Below are 19,079 nucleotides of genomic sequence, written 5' to 3'. Positions count from 1 at the left end.
CGACCACGACCGAGAGGTCGGTACCCCCGCCGCCGACCGCGGTCACCCGTCCACCGGTCTCTGCGCAGCGACTACCGGGGACGACGGCAGGTACGTGGCGTGTTCCGGTCCCATCCCATGTCGAAACCTCTTCCTGCGTAGTGGTCAGGCGTCGAGTTCGGTCGCGGCGACGGCGTGTACGGGCGGCGCCTCGATCCCGAGCTCTCGTGCGATGGCCGGGATCTCAGGGTCCGCGAGGAACTTGTCGTAGTCCTTCGCGTCCCAGTCGAAGACGGACCACACCCGGTGCGTGTCGTCGGGATCGAAATAGACCCAGGCGCCTCGGCAGCCGTGCTCCCGCCGCTTCTCCGCGCCGACGGTCTCGAAGACGTTCAGGAACCGATCGGGGTCGGCGACGTTGGCGATGGTGACGATCACTACCTGCTCCTTGAACTCTGTGGGGACTCCCGCGCCAGTCGACCATGACCGTAGAACCTCGACTCGGGTTGAGGTCAAGTGCTGGCGGCGGCGCCCCGAAGACGGATCCAGGAGTGGTTCGCGGCCGCGAATGCCGATCCGGACTGTACTTCGATGGGGCGGACCGGGTCCGCATGTCTGTCCGGCGTGGGGGTCACGTGGTGGCGGTTGGCGATGCCGCGCATGGCTGTGTCGGGGCAAAGGAGCGATCGCCCGGATCAGCCGTGTGCTGGCCATCGGAGGCGGAGTGAACGGCATTCGTTCCAACGCCGTCCTGCCGGGCGGCCGGATCGGATGCCCAGAAGAAGTCGCCGAGCAGCACACCTACCTCGGTCAGCGGTGCGGGCAGGTCACCGTAATGCCGGTCGCCGATCGTGACCGAACCCTGGGTCGGGGCGGCCAGACCGACATCATCTTCATGGTCGTGGACTTGCCTGCGCCGTTCGGGGCGAGAAAGCCGGTCACCTGCCCGGGTTCGACGGTGAACGATACGTCGTCCACCACCGTGTCCGGCCCGTACCGTTTGGTCAGCCCTTGTAGGTCGATGTTTGTCATGCTCACGACCCTGCCGGGGCAGTCTGAGCATTCTCGGAACACTTCTGGGAGAACTCTGAGAACTCGGCGACCGTGACTGGGCATCAGGCCGACAGTTCGTAGTCAAGGCGCCCCAGCCCATAGGAATTCCTCAGCCGCTGACCGGACGGCGGGGCGGTCACACACCCACCGCAGACCGGAGCCCGGCGCCTGTCTCGAAGACAACGGCTCCGGGCTCCGTTCAACCAACGTCCGAATCACTCTTACCCGGCCTCGGCCGCTCCGGTGCCAGGTCCGCGCGAGGTACCCGCCGGCCCGGCGCCGAGTACGACGTGCAGGTCTGTGCTGCTGCTCATGGGTGCTCTCCTGGGGTGGGTCGATACTGTCGATCGCCGTGCTGGACGGTCTGCTAGTTCCACGCGCCGAGCATCAGTACGGCGGCGATAACGAGGACCGCGAGCGTGGTTCGCCAGGCGACGAGTTCGCCGGGAACGGGGGTGCGGCTGTGGGCTTTCTGGGTCATGGAATACTCCTCGAAACGTGAGTGATTGGTCAATCACTTCTGCGGTCAAAAGAAGCGCCCGCCGTCGAACCGCGGGCGGGGGTTGGTCAGTTCCAGGCGACGAACATGATGACGTCGAGAACTGCCAGCGGCATGAGTGCGATCCATCGCGCTGCGGTGCGGGTCATGTCTGCTCACCTCCTTCCGCGGGGTGGTGTCGGACGCCGTCGGTCAGCGTGGCCGCCCACGGCTCGTCGACGCTGAAGGCGTCGAGTGTGGTCAGCAGGTGGCACAGTTGTCCATAAGCGACGAACCGCTGCACCTGCGCCGCGCTCGCGCGGGAACGGCTGGTGGCCAACGAGGTGATGCGGGCCGTGCCATCCCGGACAGCCTCGGCGATCTCCGGTATGTCGGTGGTGGCCTGGGCGTGGACCTGGAGCATCAGCAGATCCCGATCTGCGATCAAGGCGGCGTAAGCCTCGCCCATCGCATGCAGTACGCCTGCCGGGGTCTGTGTCGTGGCCTGCGCGGCCCCGTCTTCGAGTGCGCCAAGGATCCGTTCGTAACACCGCTCCAGTGCCGCGACGAACAGTGAAACCTTGCCGGTAAACAGCTTGAACACATACGCGGGTGAGATCCGCGCGTGCTCGGCGACCGCCGTGATGGGCGTGCCGGCGTACCCGCCCTGCGCGAACACCGTCACGGCGCTGGTCACGACGGTCTCCCGGCGGGCCTCGGAGGTAGACAGTGTCGCTCGTTCCTCGTTCACGTGAGTGACTGTACACTCACCATCGACCGAGTGCAACAACACCTCGTGTAGGCGGCCACCTGGCTTGCTACCGCCCACGGGCTCGCGTTGGTGCCCGGAACAACCGCGGAGGATCGGTTCGGGTCAGCGTTCGCAGAGCAGATCACCGGACAGCACCCCAGCGGCTTCTTCCAGGAATGGTTCCGCAACGGGACAGTTCCCGCGGACAAATACCTCTGGCCCGGCGTGCTGAAGCCGTAGTCTCCTGTGGACAGCTGAAGCGCGATCACCGGCGGTTCGAAGTCGGCACGGTTTGAGCGCCCCAGCCAGGCAGCCGAACACCAGCGTGCGTGCTGGCGCTGGTCATGCGGGGCGGACAGCCGGGATCAACGTGTCGATCTACGAAGTGGTCGCTGGGCTTGACAGACATTCGGCCACAAGCCCTCGAAGAACTGGTCGATCGCGCACTTGACAGCCGAGTTGACGGTGACCGAGGCCGACCGTCGGGAACTGGTGCGTGGGGTGCGGGCGGCGACGTCGACGTAGGCGTATGCGTTGCGCTGCCGGATTGTTCTGGCATGTGCGGAGCCTGGTGCGTTCAACAAGGGCGTGGCTGCCGCGCTGGGGGTGTCGGTGCCGACGGTGGGTACGTGGCGGGGTCGGTTCATCGAGCACGGCCTGGCCGGGCTGGCTGACGAGCCGCGTCCGGGGCGCCCGCGGCACAACCGGAATTGCTATCGAAAGCCGACGCTGATGTGGTGGTCGCCTCGGGTTTCCGGGCCACGGAGACCGCCCAACAAGACCGACAATGCCGGGAACCGGAGGCGGTCGTCACAACCGCATTGCGGGCACTGGAGCGAAGTGGCCCCGCGATCATCGACGGGATGGTCAACATCGTGAGCAGCCATGTGGTCGACTGGGACGACAACAGCGAGCGCTCAGGCATCATGCTCTGCCGTCACTCCGGCCGGTGTCAGGCGGTGTCCCCGGCGCCACACCGCGTCGCCCCACCGTAGTCATGTTTCGTGGCATTTCCTCGGTGGCGAGTTCTTGCGTGTTCGGCGCTGTCGCTATGACAGTTTCGAAGGATGTGACGTTCCGACGTACGAACCAGGCGTCTTGGCCGCGGCGGCACGCCTGCTGTTGCGGATAACCGGTGCGCTTTTCAGCTGGCTGCTCACGTCCGGTCGTGGGTGATCGGCGCTACTGGCGTTGGCGGCGGAAGGCGGCGAGCCCGTTGCGGTTGAGCATGGCCACGAGGGTTTTCCATCGTGGCCGGCCTGGATCGGGTTCGGCGCCGCCTGCGAGGCGGTGCAGTTGGTCGGTGTGCCATTGCAGGTCCAGTGCTCCGTCGAGGGTCTTGAGGTCGGCGACGAGTCCGAGGGTGCGGCGGAGACCGAAGCGCACGGTACGAACGGGCAACTGGGTCTGGTTGGGTTGAAGGAGGATGTTCGCGGCGTCCGGGGTGGTGCAGGTGGGTCGGCCGAGTCCGATGAGGTCGCAGGTGCGGTGGGCGATGGCGGTGGCCATGGCGGCGTGCGAGCGGAAGCCGCCGGTGACGGCCAGCGGCACGTCGCGGGCGAGGTGGCGCACGGTCTGGGCGTAGTCGAGGAAGTAGGCCTCGCGGGCCAGGGTGCTGGCTGAACGGGTGGTGCCCATCATGGCGGGTGCTTCGTAGCTGCCGCCGCTGATCTCGATGAGGTCGAGACCTTCCTGGGCGAGGCGGGCCACGACGTCGCGCGATTCGGTTTCGGAGAATCCGCCGCGCTGGAAGTCGGCGGAGTTGAGTTTGATGCCGACGGCGAAGCCGGGGCCGACGGTGACCCGGATGCGGCGCACGATCTCCAGCAGGAACCGGAGCCGCCGGGTGGGGTCGCCGCCCCAGTCGTCGGTGCGCTGGTTGGCCAGCGGGGACAGGAACTGGGCGATGAGGTAGCCGTGGGCGGCGTGGATCTGGATGCCGTCGAAGCCCGCGGTCTCGGCGACCGCGGCGGTGGTGGCGAAGCGGTCGATGAGGTCCTCGATCTCGGCGCCGCTGAGCGCGCGGGGGGTGACGGCACCGGGCACTTTCGCCGCGGTGGCGCTGGGGGCGACGGGCCGCCTACGGCCGGCCAGGGCGTTGGCCTGGCGTCCGGGGTGGTTGAGCTGCATCCAGATCGGGGTGCCGCCGTCGTGGCAGGCCGCGGCCCAGCGGGTCAGCGCGGCGAGGTCGCGTTTGTCCTCGATGACGACGTTGCCCGGTTCGCCGAGTTGGCGGTGGTCGACCATGACGTTGCCGGTCACGACGAGCCCGTAACCGCCGACGCCCCACCTTCGGTAGAGCGTCTCGAGTTCGGTGGACGGGGCGTGCGCCGGGTCGGCGAGTGCTTCGCTGAGGGCGGATTTCATGATGCGGTTGCGCAGGGTCTGCCCGCACGGCAGTGGCAGCGGGTCGGAAAGGCGCGGGGTGCCGGTCATCGTGGGGTGGCTCCTGTCGCCTGCTCGGTGGTGTGGGCCGGTGCCGGGGGCGTTCGGGGTGCGCGGGTGGCCAGTTTCCTGGCGGTGGCCAGGGCATCCCAGTCGGGTGGATCCGCCGGGCCGGTCGGTGGCCGGCCGTAGGTCGTGCCCGCGCGGATCTCGGCGTCCAGGTCGCGGCCGAGGGCGGCCCCGGCGGCGTGCAGGCCGGAGAGCATCGCGCCTTCGACGGCGGGGCCCCAGGCGGTGGAGGCGCCGCACAGGTACAGACCGGCGATCTCGGTGCGCACGCCGGGGCGCAGGGGACCGAACTGACCGATCGACAGTTCGAGGCCGTAGGGGGTGCCGCCGCTGGCTCGGGTGTAGCGGTGCTGAGTCAGCGGCGTGGCCGCTTCCCGCCAGACGATGTGGTTCTCGATGCCGGGGATGACCTCTTTGACCCGGCGGATCATGATCTCGGTGAAGGCTTCCTTGATGCGCCGGTAGCCGGGATGGTCCTGGTAGCTATTGTCGCTCGGCTCGGGCCAGCGGTCGAGGCCCCATGCCTCGGGCTCGCCCGGGACCAGGGTCATCACCTCGAGTACCGACGAACCGGGCGGGGCGGCGTGCGGGTTGCCGGGGTCCTTGACGGTGGTCACGCTGACATAGGCGGGCAGCCGCCGCCGGGCCTGCTCGATGCGTTCGTCGAGAGTGTAGTCGCCCCGATTCTCAGCGAGGTCCCTGAACAGCGAGGTGACGTCTTCGGCGGTGGGCACCGAGTAGAAGTTGGTGTTCGGTATCCACTGGCCGAGGTCGACGTCCACGCCGAGGTAGCAGTTGAAGAACGGCTGCGACATCCGGAACCGCTCCACCCGCCGGATCGTGCGGCGCCTGAGGTGCTCGCGGCCGACCAGGTCGAGATAGGTCCGCTTCAGATCGGCGTTGGACACCACGATGGGTGCGTCGAACCGGGTGCCGTCCGCCAGCTCGACCCCCGTCGCGGCGCCGTGCTCGGTGCGGATCCGCCGGACCGTGGATCGGGTGCGGATCTGTCCGCCGTTCGCGACGATGACCTCGCCGAGGCGGGCGGAGAGGACCTGCCCGCCACCCCGCGGGAACCAGGCTCCGTCGCTGAGGAAGTTCTGCAGCATGAACGCGTGTACCGCCACCGGCGTGCGGTGCGGCGGACTGGCATAGGTGCCGTACTGCACCGACATCGCCGCCTTGAGCCGCGGGCTGAGCCGGTGTGCGTCCAGCAACGTCGTCAGTGGCAGCATCGCCCATCGTGCGGCGAACCCGGCCCGCCGCACGAACGCGGCCTGGCCGCCCAGCGACGCCGGGGTGCGGCTGTGGTCGATGCTGCCGCCGATCCGGCGCAGGATGCCGACGACCTTGCGAATCCGTTGCCGTTCGGCGGGGAACGCGGCACACAGGTTGTTCAGGTAGTTGTCCCAGCCGACCGGGATCCGCACGGTCAGGTCCGGGAAGACGATGGTGTCGAAGCCCGCGGGGTCCAGCGGCAGGAACTCGACCTTCCGGTCCAGCCCCACTCCCCGCAGGATCGTCGGGATCGCCCCGCCCGGACCGCAGTCACCCAGGTAGTGCACGCCGACGTCGAACTCCCACTTGCCGGCCCGGCGGAACGCGTGCGTGCAGCCACCGATGACGTCGTAGGCCTCGAGCAGCAGGGTGCGCTTACCCGCCGCGGCCAGGTAGGCGGCGCTGACCATCCCGCCGATGCCCGCGCCGACCACGATGGCGTCGAAGCCGGCGTCCTGCCCGGCACGTGTGTTCGATGGCATCATCATGGTTCCTCGCTCCACGACAGCAAGTGTGACTATGAGTAACAGTTACCGAAGAGTAGTAGAATGAATGGTCTACCGCAAGACCCTGCGCCGGACGACGTCCACAGGCCCCCCGGACCACGACAGCGGTTGATCACCAGTGCCATCGACCTGGTTCGCCGCCGGGGCGTGGCCGGCACCGGGGTCACCGAGTTGCTGACGGCGAGCAACACCGCACGCGGGTCGATCTACCAGCACTTTCCCGGGGGCAAGCAGCAACTCGTCGAGGAGTCCACTCGAGTAGCGGGCCAGGTCCTCACCGCCGCCATCGCCGCCGCGACCGAGGTCGGGGACCCTCTCGACGCGCTGGAGTCATTCGTACGGATGTGGCAGGAGACTCTGACCACGACCGACTTCACGGCCGGCTGCCCCGTCGTGGCTGCCGCGCTCGCCGGCCATGATGCCCCGGGCCTGCCCGCCGCGGCAGCCGAGGCCTTCACCGAGTGGAACGACCTCATTGCCACCAAGCTCGCCGACTCCGGAGTCGAACCCGGCACCGCACGGTCACTGGCCACATTCACGATCAGCGCCGTCGAAGGCGCGGTGATCCTTGCGCTCAGCACGCGTTCCGTCCGCCCGCTGGAGGACGTCCACCGCCACCTGGTCGAGCTGGTCCGCCTGCACCTGCCACCCCGGTGCGGCGTCACGCCCGAGTAGCGACGCGGCGATCAGCCTTCGTCCGGCAACGCGAGCAGCGTGGGCGCGCAGCACCGCCAGGCGCCTGCGGTTCGTTCGACAGGAAGGGCAGCGTTTCTCTTGGCCACCGGACGTCGGCCTCGTCCACTCGGTTCCCCCGCAAGGACTGACGGCACGAGTTTCGGGCTCTCGACACTAGGACCGTGGCGGGTCGTTGTGGCAGGTCCGATCCAGCCGTCCGCCGTCGGTGAGGAACGCGGCGAAGGCCCGTGTGCAGTTGGCCGACTCCAGGTTCGCCTCGATTGTGGAGTTCTTCAGAATCACCACGCTCAGCGGGAATCCGGTGTTCGGGGGCACCAGCGAGTCCAGATAGGCCGGTGCCGCGTTGAGCCCCGAGCCTTCGTCGGTAGCGCGGTTTCCGGTGATCGTGGAGCCGGTGATGGTCAGCGGTCCCGGGCCGCGCAGGTCGATGCCGCCGCCGCGTCCGCCCAGCGATGCCGGATGGGTGATCCAGTGTGGGTTGATCGCCTCGTTACCGGTGATCGTTGTGTTGACCACCTTGCCCGTCCAGTCGAACCGGATCCCGCCTGCCTCGCCCGCCGAGTTCCCGCGCACCATACTGTCCGAGATCGTCAGGTCGGACAGCGGAATGTTGAAGACCCCGCCGCCGTAGTCCGCCCTGTTCCCGGTCACCTCCACCCGCTGCAGTTGCAGCCGGGACACGTTCAAGATCCCGCCGCCTCCGGTGATGAACACCAGTTCGCGCTCCTTGGTCACCCCGCCGGTGATGGTCAGGTCGCGAATCGTGCTGTTGGCACCGTTGTAGAAGACCCGGTCGATACCACCCGCGTCGATCACGGTCCGGCCCATCCCGGCGCCGACGATCGTGGTCGGCCGCAGGATGTTCAGATCCCCCGTGGCCGGGTCCGGGAACGGGCCCAGTGGCAGCGGCGGCGGCGCGACGGTCAGCAGGTAGTGGCCCGCGGGAACCACGATCGTCGCACCCCGGCCCGCGTTCGCCTCCATGGTCGCCGCCCGCAGTGTGCACGTGCCCTCCCTGCTCCGGCATTGCCCGTCACCGGGGTCGGCATCCGGCGCATCCGCCGTACTGTCCACCGTGTACGTCACGTCACCGGACCTCTGCGCCGGAGCCGCCTGCGCGGTCACCGGCAACATCAGCCCCATCAGGCCGGCGGCCAGTATCACCGGCAACCTTCGCGTGGCCATCGTTCCTCCTGGCTCAGCGGGACTGCTTCGCGCAGTCGTTGCGGGTTGGCTTGCCGTTGAAGGTGTCGGTGAGGAATCCGAGTGCGTCACCGGCACCGACGACCTCGCCGGTGATGTGTCCGGCGAGCGGGATGCGGGATACGGCCACGGTGCCACCGTCCGCGCAATAACCGCCTACCAGGGCGTCGACCGGCGCGAGCGGAACGAACTCGTCGACGGTGCCGTGGTAGTTGTAGACGGGGAAGTCCGGAGTCGTCTTACCCGTGTTGTTGACCCGGTAGAGGTACCGCGCAGGTGCGGAGTCCGCGGGCTTGGGGACGGTTGTGTAGTTGGCCAGCCGGTCGAAGGGGTGGAACAGCGCGACGTCGAGGGTGCAGGCGTCGGCGTTGTCCGCGAACAGCTCGCGGCCGCGGTCGTTCAGCAGGGCTTGGACACCGGCTTCGGGGAAGGCACGGGCAAGGCCCATCACCCCGAGCAGTCCCAGGCCGGCGCCGAGACCGCCGTCGTTGTGCTTCAGCATGGCTTCGAGGTCGGCCGGGACACCCCCGGCCGCCGCGCCCACCACGTTGAGCTCGGGAGCGTAGGAGGCTTGCTGTTCGGCAGCCCAGGTGGTGGCCAAGCCGCCGCCGGAGTAGCCCCACAACCCGACCGGGCCCTGGGAGTCGAGGCCCGCGGGGGCGTAGTGCTGCACGGCGCGGATCCCGTCGAGGACGGCGTGCGCGGCCTGCGGCCCGGCCGCGAACTCGGAGCGTGGACCCTGGTAGTCGGAGTAGACCACGGCGTAGCCCCTGAGCAGGGCGCCCAGCGAGAGGGTGAACTCGTATGTGCCGACCCCGGCCGGTGAGCCGAACAAGCCCGCCCGCAGCGTGTAGGACGGCTGGCACCGGGTGGAGAGCGAGTCTTCCGCGACCTGGTAGGACAGCAGCGGCCGTGGGCCCTGCCCACGCCACTCACCCTTGGGCACGAGCACCGTTGCGGCCTCGGCCACCGGCCGGTCGTGGTTGTCCACCGACTTGTACAGCACCTGGTAGGTGCTGGCAGGCACCGGCAGGACATAGGCCACGGCGGTGACCTGGCGCGACCGCAGCACCGTCCCGTTCGGGCTGGACTCGAATCCGGCAGGGGGGACATAGAACGGATCGTCCCTGGGCAGCAGGACCTGCTGGGTGCCGGTGGGGGCCGCGGACACCGCACCGGGCACCGAGGCGCACAGCAACAGCGCCGTCAGGACGCCGCACAGCACCGATGTGAACCTTGTCATGCCGTTCCTTTCCACAGGCCGCGTCCCGGCGCGAACAGGTGTCCGGAACAGCATCTCCGGTGCGCAGGGCGCTGTCTGCTGGCATGATGCGCAGATATTTCCGCGCAGGTTTGTGCACCGGAACAAACCGTCGGGAGGGTCGAATGATCGGAGTCGTACAGGCCCTGACCAGTCACGGCCAGGACGTCGCCGCCGCAGTGACCGCCCGATGCGTGCAGAACATCCCGGCCTACCAGCGGCTGCCGGGCCCGGTTCTGGAGAGGGACCTGGTCGCGAACGTTCGCGCGGTGATCGACCTGTTCCTCACCGCCGTCGTCGAGGATCGCGGCCTCACCGAGGCCGAACTCGCCGGTCCGATCAGCTGGGCAGCCGAACGCGTCCGCGACGGCCTGCCACTCGACGCCGTACTGCGCATCTACCCGCTGGCCGCCGAGGAACTCTGGCGTATCGCCACCACCTCCGGCGAGCAACCAGGCGAACCCGGTGAGCCCGACGCCCTGGACCTGGACCCGGACCTGGTGTCGTTGGTCGGCCGCATCTTCGGCCTTCTCGCCGACCTGCTGCCCCGCATCGCGCAGGCCTACCACGCCGAGCAGCAGCACGAGGAATGGGCGCAGCGCGAAGGCCGTTACTCGCTGGCCGCGGCCCTGCTCGCCGGACGCCCCGCCCAGCGCGCCGCCGAACGGGCCGGCCACCAGCTCGCCGAACGGTACCTCGTCCTCACCGTGGACATCCCCGAACCCAACCAGTCCACCGACACCCGCGCGGCGACCAGCCGCTTCCGCCGACTGCAGGCCGCGCTGGACACCGAACCAGTACTGGCCACCTTCGACCGCGACGGCGGAGTGTTCCTCCTGCCCGTTACCCCCGACCAGCACGAGCCGCAGCAGCGGGCTGCCGCCGAACGCGTGCTCCGGCGTATCGACTCCGCCGCTGTCGCCCGGTGCCGCGCCGGTATCGCACTGGCCACCAGTCACGCCACCATTCCGCACGCCCACCGGCTGGCCACCGAACTGCTCCACCTCGCGGGCACCCTGCGCCGTCCGCCCGCCGCGTACTGGCTGACCGATCTCGCCATCGAGTACCAAGTCGCCCAACCAGGCCCGGCCCGCGACTGCCTCGCCGAGCTGTTACGGCCAGTCAACCGACACCCGCACCTTCTTGACGCGTTGCGCGCCCTCATCGACAGCAACCACCAACGCGCCGAAGCCGCCGCGTCGCTCCACATACACCGCAACACCCTCAACTACCGCCTGCACCGCATCCGCACCCTCACCGGCCACGACCCCACCACGCCGCACGGTGCCCGGGTCCTCACCGCCGCCATGATCGCCAACGCCCTCACCGAGCACCCACCCACCGATCACCACCTCCCGGAACAACCATGAGCTTCCCTGTAGCCAGGACACCTTGATGTGCCCGCGATGAGCGGACCGCCAAGCCGGATCCACCGACATTCGTCGGACAGTCCCTATCGCGGCGATCTCACGGCTGGCTGCGTAGCACGAGGAGATCACCCACCTGCGGACAGCACTGGCACCCGGCGGCGTCGTCCGCGGACTACCGCGAGGGCGCGGCCAGCAGTAAGCACAGCCGGATACGGACATCGGTTCTGTCGACGACAGAACCCGACTGCACATGACCACGTGAAACGGCAGGTGGACCGGCTGGTTAGACATCGGCTGAGCCGCTGGTGCCCGGTTCTGTCGGTGCTCATCGTTAAGGTCAGCTTCGTGCGTTATGTGGCCACAAACTTGGAATAGCACCCGCTATGTCGGCACAGAGGGGCATCAACTGAGATGAATGCGGTGTTGTCGTCGGCCGCGGCTACGCTCGACTTCCGGTTCTCATGCCACGGTAGCTGTTCCTGTCCGGGCTTTCGCCGCAGACGATCATGCTCTACGGCCTTTGCCGGCTCAACCTCGTCCGAAACGGCCGCGCCCGCGGCGGGCATACCGCGGAGTCAAACGGAACTGGCTGCTGCCCTACATCTCGACCGACACCACGAAGGTGCAACTCGCCATCCAGGAACTCGTCCAGGCCGGTGCCGCCGAATATGTACAGGAGCCCGACGCGGACGGCAACACGAAGAGGATCCGCCGGCTCCACGAGTTGAGTCCGAGCCAGCGGGATGAAGAGGACGAGCGCCGCCGGAAGCCAGCGGGACTCCGCGTCGCGGCCCGCCCAGTTACACCGCGACCTCGAGGACGCACTGCATAGACACTTCCACAAAGTATCGAATCCACGGCGGATGGTTCGACTTCGGACGTTGTGACCCGGTCAAGAAGGTACAGCGTGCTGCCCAGCAACTCCGCCAACGGCAACACGAAGGATCGGTACGACGTCGAAGCACAACTCACCCTGCTAGCGCCACGACTGCCCGCCCTTGCCCTGGAAGGACGCCCTCGATGGCGTTGTTCTGCGACGAACAAGTGCCTGGCCTGTACGTATCCCAGGCACACGACGGGAACAAACGTTGACCTATCCGGATGTGGTGGGAGTGTCAGCGATCTTGTGGGTGGTGATGTGATCACCCTGTCACTGCTGCACGTCGAGCCGGTCGCCGTAGTGCATGGCGAGCGCGTTCAACGCCTGCTTCCAGCCTACTACCTTTCCAGTGATATTGGAACGGTTCTTGAGCGGATTATTGATCACGAGATAGAGCACTTTGAGCGCAGCCTGATCATTCGGGAAATGACCGCGCCGCCGCGTGGCTTGCCGAAACCGGGCGTTCAGGCTCTCAATCGCATTCGTGGTGTACACCAGCCTCCGCAACTCGGGCGGATGGGCAAGGAACGGTGTGAACTGTTCCCAACTGTTACGCCACAACCGGACCATCGCTGGATAGCGTTCCTCCCACTCGGCGCAGAATTCGACGAACTCGACTTCGGCGGCCTCCGCGGTGGGCGCGGTGTAGATCAGCTTGAGCCGTTTCGTGATCGCCGACCAGTACTTCTTCGAGGCGTAACGCAGGCTCGCCCGCACCAGGTGCACCACACACAACTGGACCTCCGCCTGGGGCCACAACGCGGCGATCGCCTCGGGGAGCCCCTTCAGGCCGTCACAGGCGACGATCAGGACATCCTCGACACCACGGTTCTTCAAGTCAGACAAGTGGTTCAGCCAGCCCTTGGCGCCTTCGCCGCCGGTGCCGACCCACATGCCCAGCACATCCCGCTCACCAGCCAGAGTGATCCCCACCGCGATATAGATCGGCCGGTTCGCCACCGCCCCATCACGAATCTTGACATGAATAGCATCGATCAGCACAACGGGATACACGCGATCCAGCGGCCGGGCTTGCCACGAATTCAGATCGTCAACCACCTTATCGGTGATCTTCGAGATCAGCTCACGCGACACCCGAGCATCATAAATATCGGCCAGGTGTGCCTGAATCTCGCCGGTCGTTAACCCCTTAGCGTACAGGGAAATGACCGCATCATCGAACCCCTCGACCCGGCGAGCGTACTTCGGTACGATCTGCGGAGTGAACGTCCCCTGCCGGTCCCGGGGCACGTCGATCCGCACATCACCCACATCGGTCCGTACCGTTTTCGACGACGAACCGTTCCGCTCGTTCCCCCCGAACTTCCCGGCAACATCGCCCTTCGCATAACCCAGATGATCATCGAGCTCGGCGTTCAGCGCCGACTCCAGCACCGTCTTCGTCACCTGCCGCAACAGCCCGTTCGGGCCGACCAGCGACACGCCATCCGCACGAGCCTTGTCGATCAACTCCCGGGCAACCCGCACATCAAGATCATCACCAGAGGAGTTCCCGTCAGCGGCCGAGCCGACCACCCTGTCTTCGCTTGTCAACCTAGATCCTTCCCAGCCGGAGCGACCGCTCCAGCATGGTCAAGATCACCCACCACCCACAAGATCACGGACAGTCCCGATGTGGTCCTCAGGGTGGTGTTGATTCGCCGCGTCGTGGAGTAGGTGGGATAGCGGCAGGCTGAGTGATGTGACCGACAGGGAGAACGCGGTCAGTAGAAACCGGTCGGTACTGATTCGGACTGTCACCAGCTGGGGCCAGGTAGATGACGTCGCTGGCCCGGCCGCAGGCGGCACGTGCTCTCCGCCACTGGACCTCGGTCATTCGTCACGGCACGATTCGTTGCGTCCATTCGATGTGGTGGTGGTAGGACCATTCTGGTCCGGTTGTCGTTGTGTGGTGGCCGGTGGCGATGGCGATGATCGTCTCGACTCGTTCCCGGCGTTCCTGTTCGAAGCGAGCCAGGGCAAGGTGCAGGGGCAAGTCGCGAAGACACCGCCCGAGCACCGCGGCGTCTTCGATTGCCATCGAACCGCCCTGTTCGGTGCTGGGTGGCGCGGCATGGGCGGCATCGCCGATGACTACGAGGCGGTCTGTGTGCCAGCGAGGAAGGTGATGTAGCGCCCGGTCGTCGGACGCTCGGATGCGGGTGGCCATCTTGATGATGCCCGCTGGGATGTCGTCGTCGTTCCAGCGCTGGAGTAGCTCGATGCGCCAGTCCTCGGTGGTTGGGCCGGGATCGGGCAGCAGCTCGGACGTCTTGATGTTGGTGAACCAATAGGTGTGGCCGGTGTCGGGGTCGTCGATGTGGGCAAGCCACGCCTTCGGGCCACCGTAGGACCGTAGTTGTGCGGGTGCTGGCGGGGTGTGCGTGGGAGGTCGAGGGGTATGACCGTAGATGGTGCGGGATCCGCAGTAGTCGGGTGCTGGGGCCGCAGGATCGATGACGGTGCGGATGGTGGATCGGGTGCCGTCGGCGCCGATCAGTACGTCACCCTCGATTGGGTCGTCGTCCGCGAGCAGAGCGTGCACGCTGTTGCGGGTAGCCTCCGCGCCGAGGACGGGCGCACGGTGGCGGACCGTGGCGCCCCTGCGTGTGCTTTCGTCACGAAGGACTCTGGCCAGATTGGCCCACGTGATGAACCGGGCGCCGAGGTTGCGGCCAGGCAGCGGGTCGGTGAGGGGGCGGTGCACGAGCACCTGGCCGTCCAGGGCCCGTCGGTCGACGTGGCGTATGGGGAACGAGGCGTCGACCACCGGATCGAGAACGTCGATGGCGTTGAGCGCGTCGAGGCCGTTGGGGTTGAGCCGTAGGAACGAGCCGAGGTCGTTGTCGTCGGGGCGGGCCTCGAGCACGGTGACGGCGATACCGGCCTGTAGCAGTGCGAGAGCGGCGCTGTGACCGGCGATTCCGCCGCCGGCCACGATGGCGTGACGAATCATCAACTTCTCTCCGGCGTCGTGCGCCATATCGTCGGTTGCTCATGGCGAGGTGTGGACCGAGGTCCGGTATGGAACGCGGAAGGATCAGTCGGAGCGGGCCAGAGCTGTCGGTTGGTTAGTCGCTAAACAACTTAGGTGGTGAGGGAGGCGAGTGCGTGGTGGAGGACGGCGGGGTCGAGATTGGTGAGGTAGCGGTAGCTCTGTGGTGGTCGGAAGGTGGAGGTCGTGCGGAGTGCGGCGAGGCTGGGTGGTTCGAGGAGTCGCTGGGGCTCGGTGATGGTGAGGGCTGTGGCGAGGGTGGTGCCGTGGAGGTAGGTGTTGAACTCGGTCCCGGTGAATCCGAGCCCGGGGGCGGTGACGACGCCAGATGTGGTTGGGCGTGTCGGTTTCGTTCTGGTGCAGGGTCGCCACGCCGACAACGGCCATGGTGGGGGCGCTGGCGTAGAGGATGAGTGGGGTTCCTGGGGGCGCGGTGATGCGTGTCCGGCGCAGTTCTACGGTCTTGGTGCCGTCGAGCAGGGCTTCGGCGAAGCGTGGTTTGAGCGACAGCAGCAGGGGCCGTGGGTCTGTGACGCGGGCGGCTCGTAGGTGCTGTGTGCTCATGCCGTGAGCCTAAGGGTTGTCTCGTAACCCGGTGTGGGTGTGGTTGTGCCGGTGGTTGATCATGTTGTGGTGCGGGTGATCTCGGCGTCGCGGTCGGAGTGGATTGCCCCGTTCACGGGGTTGGAGCCGGGCCAGTTCCGGAAGCTGGTGCGGGTGGTGGCGGCGCGTGGTGGTGAGGAGATCGCCGATGGCCGTCCTGGTCGTCAGTGGCGGCTTGACCTGGCCGATCGTGTGCTGCTGGTGGCGACCTATTGGCGGACGAACCTGACGATGCGCCAGATCGGGCCGCTGTTCGGGGTGTCGCATTCCGCGGCGCACCGGGTGATCGCCACCGGCGACGCGCATCCGGGCAACCGCAACGACTGTACCGTCTACCGGGACTCCGGAATCCAGCAGGAACTGGCCGGACGCCCGGTGCTGGCCGATGGCGGCTACCAGGGAAACTCCGAGGTGATCATGCCATATCGCAAGCCTGGTGACGGTAGTGATCTGCCGGACTGGAAGGAAGACCTCAACGCTGGCCACCGTACGATTCGTGCCCGCGTCGAGCACGCCCTGGCCAGGATGAAATGCTGGAAGATCCTGCGCGACTACCGCCGCGCCGCCAGCACGCTCAACGACACGGTGTCCGGAATCGCCCACCTGCACAACATCCACCTCCTTGGCTGAGCAACACCAGCAACACCAACCACAAGATCAATTACGAGACAGTCCCCTGGGCGCTGTTCGCGTTCTGGCCTTCAGCCGGCTCGTGCACGTGTCTCTATGCCGCTCGGCTACCCGACAGGCCCCTGCGTCGTCTACCGCAGCCGGGAAGCTACGCAGCTCGGCACCCGCAGGGACCCCCGTCGAGGCTGGGAGCGATCGCGGTAGCACGCTGTCTGCGCCATAGCACCGGGTGGTCGGCTTGAGAGATGGGGCGAGCCCGGGTTGTTCCCGGGCTCGGTGGGGTTAGTGCAGCCAGTGGTGGTGTTGGGTGAGCCGGGTCCAGCGGTGGCCGAGGCCCCAGGTGTGTCCGGCGCTGACCGCGGCGAGCAGGATCAGGACGAGTGCGTAGATGACGTGGTACTCGATGAGGGGGTTGGTGGAGCGGGTGGGTTCGCCTGCTTCGGTGAACCGGTCGAGGGGCCACTCGGCGATCCACATGAGCAGCATCATGAGCGTGCCGGTGAGGGCGGCAAGGCGCAGGCCGATGCCGAGGAGCAGGGCGATGCCGATGCCGAGCAGGCCGAGCATGAACAGCCAGTCGGCCCACCAGGCGCCTGCCCAGGAGCGCAGGGTCTCGGCGAAGGGGCCGACCTCGACGCCGCTGAGGAAGCCCTTGGTGGGGGAGCCCCCGTCGGTCCAGGCCTTGGCGGCGGGGGTGGCGTAGCCCCAGCCGAAGGCCTTGTCGGCGAAGGCCCACAGGAACAGCAGTCCCATCGCGATCCGGGTGACTGCGGCGACCTTACCGGCGAGGGTGTGCTGCGGTGTCCCGGGTTCCGGCGTGTGGTGGGTGTGTCCGGCGTGGGTCGACTTGTCTCGAATGGACATTGGGTCCTCCTCTGTTGGTGGCTGGCTCGAGGTTGGCGTGTTTCGGCGAGCCTGTCCGGGGTCGGAGGTCTCCGGATGGTGGGTCCTTGGTTGGCATCCGTCCGCGGGCAGTGCGCTGGGTGGCGAAGGTCCTTCGTGGTGGTGACGAAGGACTGCCGCGGCGCGGCCCGAAACCTTCGTAGCGTCCGGGGAAACAGACGAGTCGGTGAGGAGTGAGCTGCGATGTCCGGTACTCCGCGCGGTGCGGTCGTGGTCGGTGTCGACGGTTCGGCGTCGGTGGCGCAGGCGGTGGGGTGGGCGGCGGCCGAGGGGGGCTCGGCGGGGCCGCGAGCTGTGCTTTGTGCACGTGCTCGACGACGTGTCGCTGGCTTACCCGCGGCCGCTGCCGATGCGGGAGGATCTGCACGGTGCGCTGCGGGCGCAGGGGGAGTCGCCGCTCGCGGCGGCCCGGGACGTTGCCCGCGAGGCCGTGCCGGGTTCGCGGCCGCGGTTGGAACTGCGCGAAGGCAGGGTGGCCGAGGTGCTGTGCGACGCGGCGGAGTCGGCGAGCCTGCTGGTGCTGGGCACGGTGGGGCTTCGGCCGCTGGGCCGGGTGCTGGTGGTTCGGCGTCGGTCGCGCTGGCCGCGCACGCCGCCTGCCCGGTGGCGCTGGTTCGCGCGCACGCGGGCGCCGACCACCACCGGTCTCCGACCCGGTGGTGGTCGGCGTGGACGGTTCGCCCGCCAGTGAGCGGGCCATCGCCATCGCTTTCGACCAGGCGTCGTCACGAGCCGCCGAGCTGGTGGCGGTGCACGTGTGGGACGACGCGTTCCTAGCCGCGGTGTTCGAGCAGACCCGGTGGCGGATGGACCTGCCCGCGGTCGAGGAAAGCGAGCGGGAACTGCTCGCGCAGCGGCTCGCGGGCTGGCAGCACAAGTACCCCGACGTTGCCGTGCGCAGGGAGTTGCGACACGGCGCACCCGCCGACGAGCTGCTGGCGATGGCCGACAGGGCACAGCTGCTCGTGGTCGGCAGCCGGGGCAGGGGCGATGTGGCCGGGGATGCTGCTCGGTTCGACCAGCCAGACGGTGATGTCCTACGCGCTGTGCCCGGTGATCGTGGCCCGGTCCTCGACCGGCAACAGCTGAGTAACCCAGTTCAGGAGAGAAGGAGAACGAGCGATGAGTCAGGACAAGGCGGCTGGCGGCGAGATCGTCGTCGGCGTGGACGGATCGGCGGGCACGAAGCGGGCCGTGCGGTGGGCCGCGCAGACGGCGGCCGAGCGCGGGCTCGGGTTGCGTGTGGTGCACGCCGTCGCCGTGACCGGCGGGTACTACGGTAACGGCCTTGCGGTGCCGCTGGACTTTTTCGGCGCACTGGAACAGGACGGCGAACGGATCCTCACCGGGGCTGCCGAGGCGGCCAGGGAGGCCGGAGCGAGCAGGGAGGTCGGCACCTCGCTGGTGCGGGACCCCGTGATCCCGGCACTGATCGAGCTGTCCCGCGAGGCGCGGATGATCGTCCTCGGTGAGTCGGGCCGTGGTGGGTTCGCCGGGATGCGACTCGGCTCGACGGCCGTCGCGGTGACCAGCCACGCGCACTGCCCGGTAGTGGTCGTGCGGGGCAGGGACGGCGAGGACGTGCCTGCCGATGGTCCCGTGGTGGTGGGTGTCGATGGCAGCCAGGCCAGTGAGCGGGCAGTCGCGGTCGCGTTCGAGGAGGCCTCGCTGCGCGGTGCGCCCCTGGTGGCGGTGCATTCCTGGCTGGACGGTGACTACGACACGGTGTTCAGCCCGGCCAGGTTCAACTCGACGTGGGAGTCGGTGGACGAGGTGGAGCGGCGTGCGCTGGCCGAGCGGCTCGCGGGCTGGCAGGAGAAGTACCCGGATGTCCAGGTCGAGCGGGTGGTGGCCAGGGACCGGCCGCGGCATCAGCTGCTGGAGTGGTCGGCGAGGGCGCGGCTGCTGGTGGTCGGTTGCCGGGGGCGTGGCGGGTTCCGGGGGATGCTGCTCGGTTCGACCAGCCAGGCCCTGCTGCAGCACGCGGAGTGCCCGGTGCTGGTCGTGCGGCCCGAACCGGCCGGATGAGGGAAACCGGT

At 67.9% G+C, this 19,079-nt stretch carries 15 protein-coding genes and 3 pseudogenes; 8 read left to right on the top strand and 10 right to left on the bottom strand.

Features of this window, described 5'->3' with window-relative positions:
* Window positions 1-144: 144 nt before the first annotated feature.
* The 3 genes and pseudogenes from FB471_RS05030 to FB471_RS05015 form a co-directional block, all read right to left on the bottom strand.
* Window positions 145-417, bottom strand: a complete 273-nt coding sequence (locus tag FB471_RS05030; protein ID WP_141996163.1) for a hypothetical protein — start codon at window positions 415-417, stop codon at window positions 145-147.
* A 352-nt stretch (window positions 418-769) separates the two neighbouring features.
* Window positions 770-1,011 (bottom strand): annotated as a pseudogene (locus tag FB471_RS05020) (ATP-binding cassette domain-containing protein); the annotation flags it as partial.
* 665 nt (window positions 1,012-1,676) lie between these two features.
* A complete protein-coding gene (locus FB471_RS05015; protein WP_246076242.1) occupies window positions 1,677-2,207 on the bottom strand; it encodes a TetR/AcrR family transcriptional regulator in 531 nt (176 codons plus the stop codon).
* A gap of 579 nt (window positions 2,208-2,786) precedes the next feature.
* Here FB471_RS05015 and FB471_RS34870 point away from each other — a divergent pair.
* Window positions 2,787-2,960, top strand: a pseudogene (locus FB471_RS34870) (helix-turn-helix domain-containing protein); the annotation flags it as partial.
* 483 nt (window positions 2,961-3,443) lie between these two features.
* On the opposite strand, the gene FB471_RS05005 reads toward FB471_RS34870, so the two are convergent.
* Window positions 3,444-4,697: an NADH:flavin oxidoreductase/NADH oxidase family protein gene (locus tag FB471_RS05005; RefSeq protein ID WP_141996160.1), complete on the bottom strand. Its 1,254-nt coding sequence runs from the start codon at window positions 4,695-4,697 to the stop codon at window positions 3,444-3,446.
* Window positions 4,694-6,475: a phytoene desaturase family protein gene (locus tag FB471_RS05000; protein ID WP_170220705.1), complete on the bottom strand. Its 1,782-nt coding sequence runs from the start codon at window positions 6,473-6,475 to the stop codon at window positions 4,694-4,696. Before FB471_RS05000 ends, FB471_RS05005 begins: the two co-directional genes overlap by 4 nt.
* A 132-nt stretch (window positions 6,476-6,607) precedes the next feature.
* On the opposite strand from FB471_RS05000, the gene FB471_RS04995 reads away from it, so the two are divergent.
* Window positions 6,608-7,174 (top strand): TetR/AcrR family transcriptional regulator, encoded by a 567-nt coding sequence (locus tag FB471_RS04995; RefSeq protein WP_211357946.1) that lies wholly within the window; start codon window positions 6,608-6,610, stop codon window positions 7,172-7,174.
* Window positions 7,175-7,348: 174 nt separating this feature from the next.
* Here the strand turns inward: FB471_RS04995 and FB471_RS04990 are convergent, their stop codons facing one another.
* Together FB471_RS04990 and FB471_RS04985 are read right to left on the bottom strand one after the other, a co-directional pair.
* Window positions 7,349-8,380, bottom strand: coding sequence for a CSLREA domain-containing protein (locus FB471_RS04990; RefSeq protein ID WP_141996157.1), 1,032 nt, complete (start codon window positions 8,378-8,380; stop codon window positions 7,349-7,351).
* A 13-nt stretch (window positions 8,381-8,393) separates the two neighbouring features.
* The gene (locus FB471_RS04985) at window positions 8,394-9,641 is read right to left on the bottom strand and encodes a lipase family protein (RefSeq protein WP_170220704.1); all 1,248 of its coding nucleotides are present in this window, start codon (window positions 9,639-9,641) and stop codon (window positions 8,394-8,396) included.
* Between the two features lie 143 nt (window positions 9,642-9,784).
* Here FB471_RS04985 and FB471_RS04980 point away from each other — a divergent pair, with 143 nt between their 5' ends.
* On the top strand, window positions 9,785-11,029 hold the full coding sequence (locus FB471_RS04980; protein WP_141996155.1) for a PucR family transcriptional regulator: 1,245 nt from the start codon (window positions 9,785-9,787) through the stop codon (window positions 11,027-11,029).
* 1,150 nt (window positions 11,030-12,179) lie between these two features.
* On the opposite strand, the gene FB471_RS04975 is transcribed toward FB471_RS04980, so the two are convergent.
* Window positions 12,180-13,463, bottom strand: coding sequence for an IS256 family transposase (locus FB471_RS04975; protein WP_141996154.1), 1,284 nt, complete (start codon window positions 13,461-13,463; stop codon window positions 12,180-12,182).
* A gap of 286 nt (window positions 13,464-13,749) precedes the next feature.
* Window positions 13,750-14,892, bottom strand: a complete 1,143-nt coding sequence (locus FB471_RS04970) for an FAD-dependent oxidoreductase (protein ID WP_141996153.1) — start codon at window positions 14,890-14,892, stop codon at window positions 13,750-13,752.
* Between the two features lie 645 nt (window positions 14,893-15,537).
* On the opposite strand from FB471_RS04970, the gene FB471_RS04965 reads away from it, so the two are divergent.
* On the top strand, window positions 15,538-16,137 hold the full coding sequence (locus FB471_RS04965; protein WP_142001588.1) for a transposase family protein: 600 nt from the start codon (window positions 15,538-15,540) through the stop codon (window positions 16,135-16,137).
* Window positions 16,138-16,419: 282 nt separating this feature from the next.
* On the opposite strand, the gene FB471_RS04955 is transcribed toward FB471_RS04965, so the two are convergent.
* The gene (locus FB471_RS04955; protein WP_141996152.1) at window positions 16,420-17,001 is read right to left on the bottom strand and encodes a DoxX family membrane protein; all 582 of its coding nucleotides are present in this window, start codon (window positions 16,999-17,001) and stop codon (window positions 16,420-16,422) included.
* Window positions 17,002-17,341: 340 nt separating this feature from the next.
* On the opposite strand from FB471_RS04955, the gene FB471_RS34865 reads away from it, so the two are divergent.
* From FB471_RS34865 to FB471_RS04945, 4 genes and pseudogenes are all read left to right on the top strand, one after another.
* Window positions 17,342-17,731 (top strand): universal stress protein, encoded by a 390-nt coding sequence (locus tag FB471_RS34865; protein ID WP_246076241.1) that lies wholly within the window; start codon window positions 17,342-17,344, stop codon window positions 17,729-17,731.
* Window positions 17,697-17,978: pseudogene (locus FB471_RS34860) on the top strand (universal stress protein); the annotation flags it as partial. The gene FB471_RS34865 and the pseudogene FB471_RS34860, both read left to right, overlap by 35 nt.
* A 52-nt stretch (window positions 17,979-18,030) precedes the next feature.
* On the top strand, window positions 18,031-18,129 hold the full coding sequence (locus FB471_RS34855) for a universal stress protein (protein WP_246076767.1): 99 nt from the start codon (window positions 18,031-18,033) through the stop codon (window positions 18,127-18,129).
* A 33-nt stretch (window positions 18,130-18,162) separates the two neighbouring features.
* The gene (locus FB471_RS04945; protein WP_141996151.1) at window positions 18,163-19,068 is read left to right on the top strand and encodes a universal stress protein; all 906 of its coding nucleotides are present in this window, start codon (window positions 18,163-18,165) and stop codon (window positions 19,066-19,068) included.
* Window positions 19,069-19,079: the final 11 nt, after the last annotated feature.

The sequence above is a fragment of the Amycolatopsis cihanbeyliensis genome (genome assembly GCF_006715045.1).
In the GTDB taxonomy this organism is placed as follows: domain Bacteria; phylum Actinomycetota; class Actinomycetes; order Mycobacteriales; family Pseudonocardiaceae; genus Amycolatopsis; species Amycolatopsis cihanbeyliensis.
This window is presented reverse-complemented; position numbering and strand designations above follow the sequence as displayed.

Bases quoted from the DNA above. Each gene is read 5' to 3' on its own strand.
- FB471_RS05005 (WP_141996160.1), bottom strand. From the start codon at position 4,697: ATGACCGGCACCCCGCGCCTTTCCGACCCGCTGCCACTGCCGTGCGGG.
- FB471_RS05000 (WP_170220705.1), bottom strand. From the start codon at position 6,475: ATGCCATCGAACACACGTGCCGGGCAGGACGCCGGCTTCGACGCCATC.
- FB471_RS04990 (WP_141996157.1), bottom strand. From the start codon at position 8,380: ATGGCCACGCGAAGGTTGCCGGTGATACTGGCCGCCGGCCTGATGGGG.
- FB471_RS04985 (WP_170220704.1), bottom strand. From the start codon at position 9,641: ATGACAAGGTTCACATCGGTGCTGTGCGGCGTCCTGACGGCGCTGTTG.
- FB471_RS04980 (WP_141996155.1), top strand. From the start codon at position 9,785: ATGATCGGAGTCGTACAGGCCCTGACCAGTCACGGCCAGGACGTCGCC.
- FB471_RS04970 (WP_141996153.1), bottom strand. From the start codon at position 14,892: ATGGCGCACGACGCCGGAGAGAAGTTGATGATTCGTCACGCCATCGTG.
- FB471_RS04955 (WP_141996152.1), bottom strand. From the start codon at position 17,001: ATGTCCATTCGAGACAAGTCGACCCACGCCGGACACACCCACCACACG.
- FB471_RS34855 (WP_246076767.1), top strand. From the start codon at position 18,031: ATGTGGCCGGGGATGCTGCTCGGTTCGACCAGCCAGACGGTGATGTCC.
- FB471_RS04945 (WP_141996151.1), top strand. From the start codon at position 18,163: ATGAGTCAGGACAAGGCGGCTGGCGGCGAGATCGTCGTCGGCGTGGAC.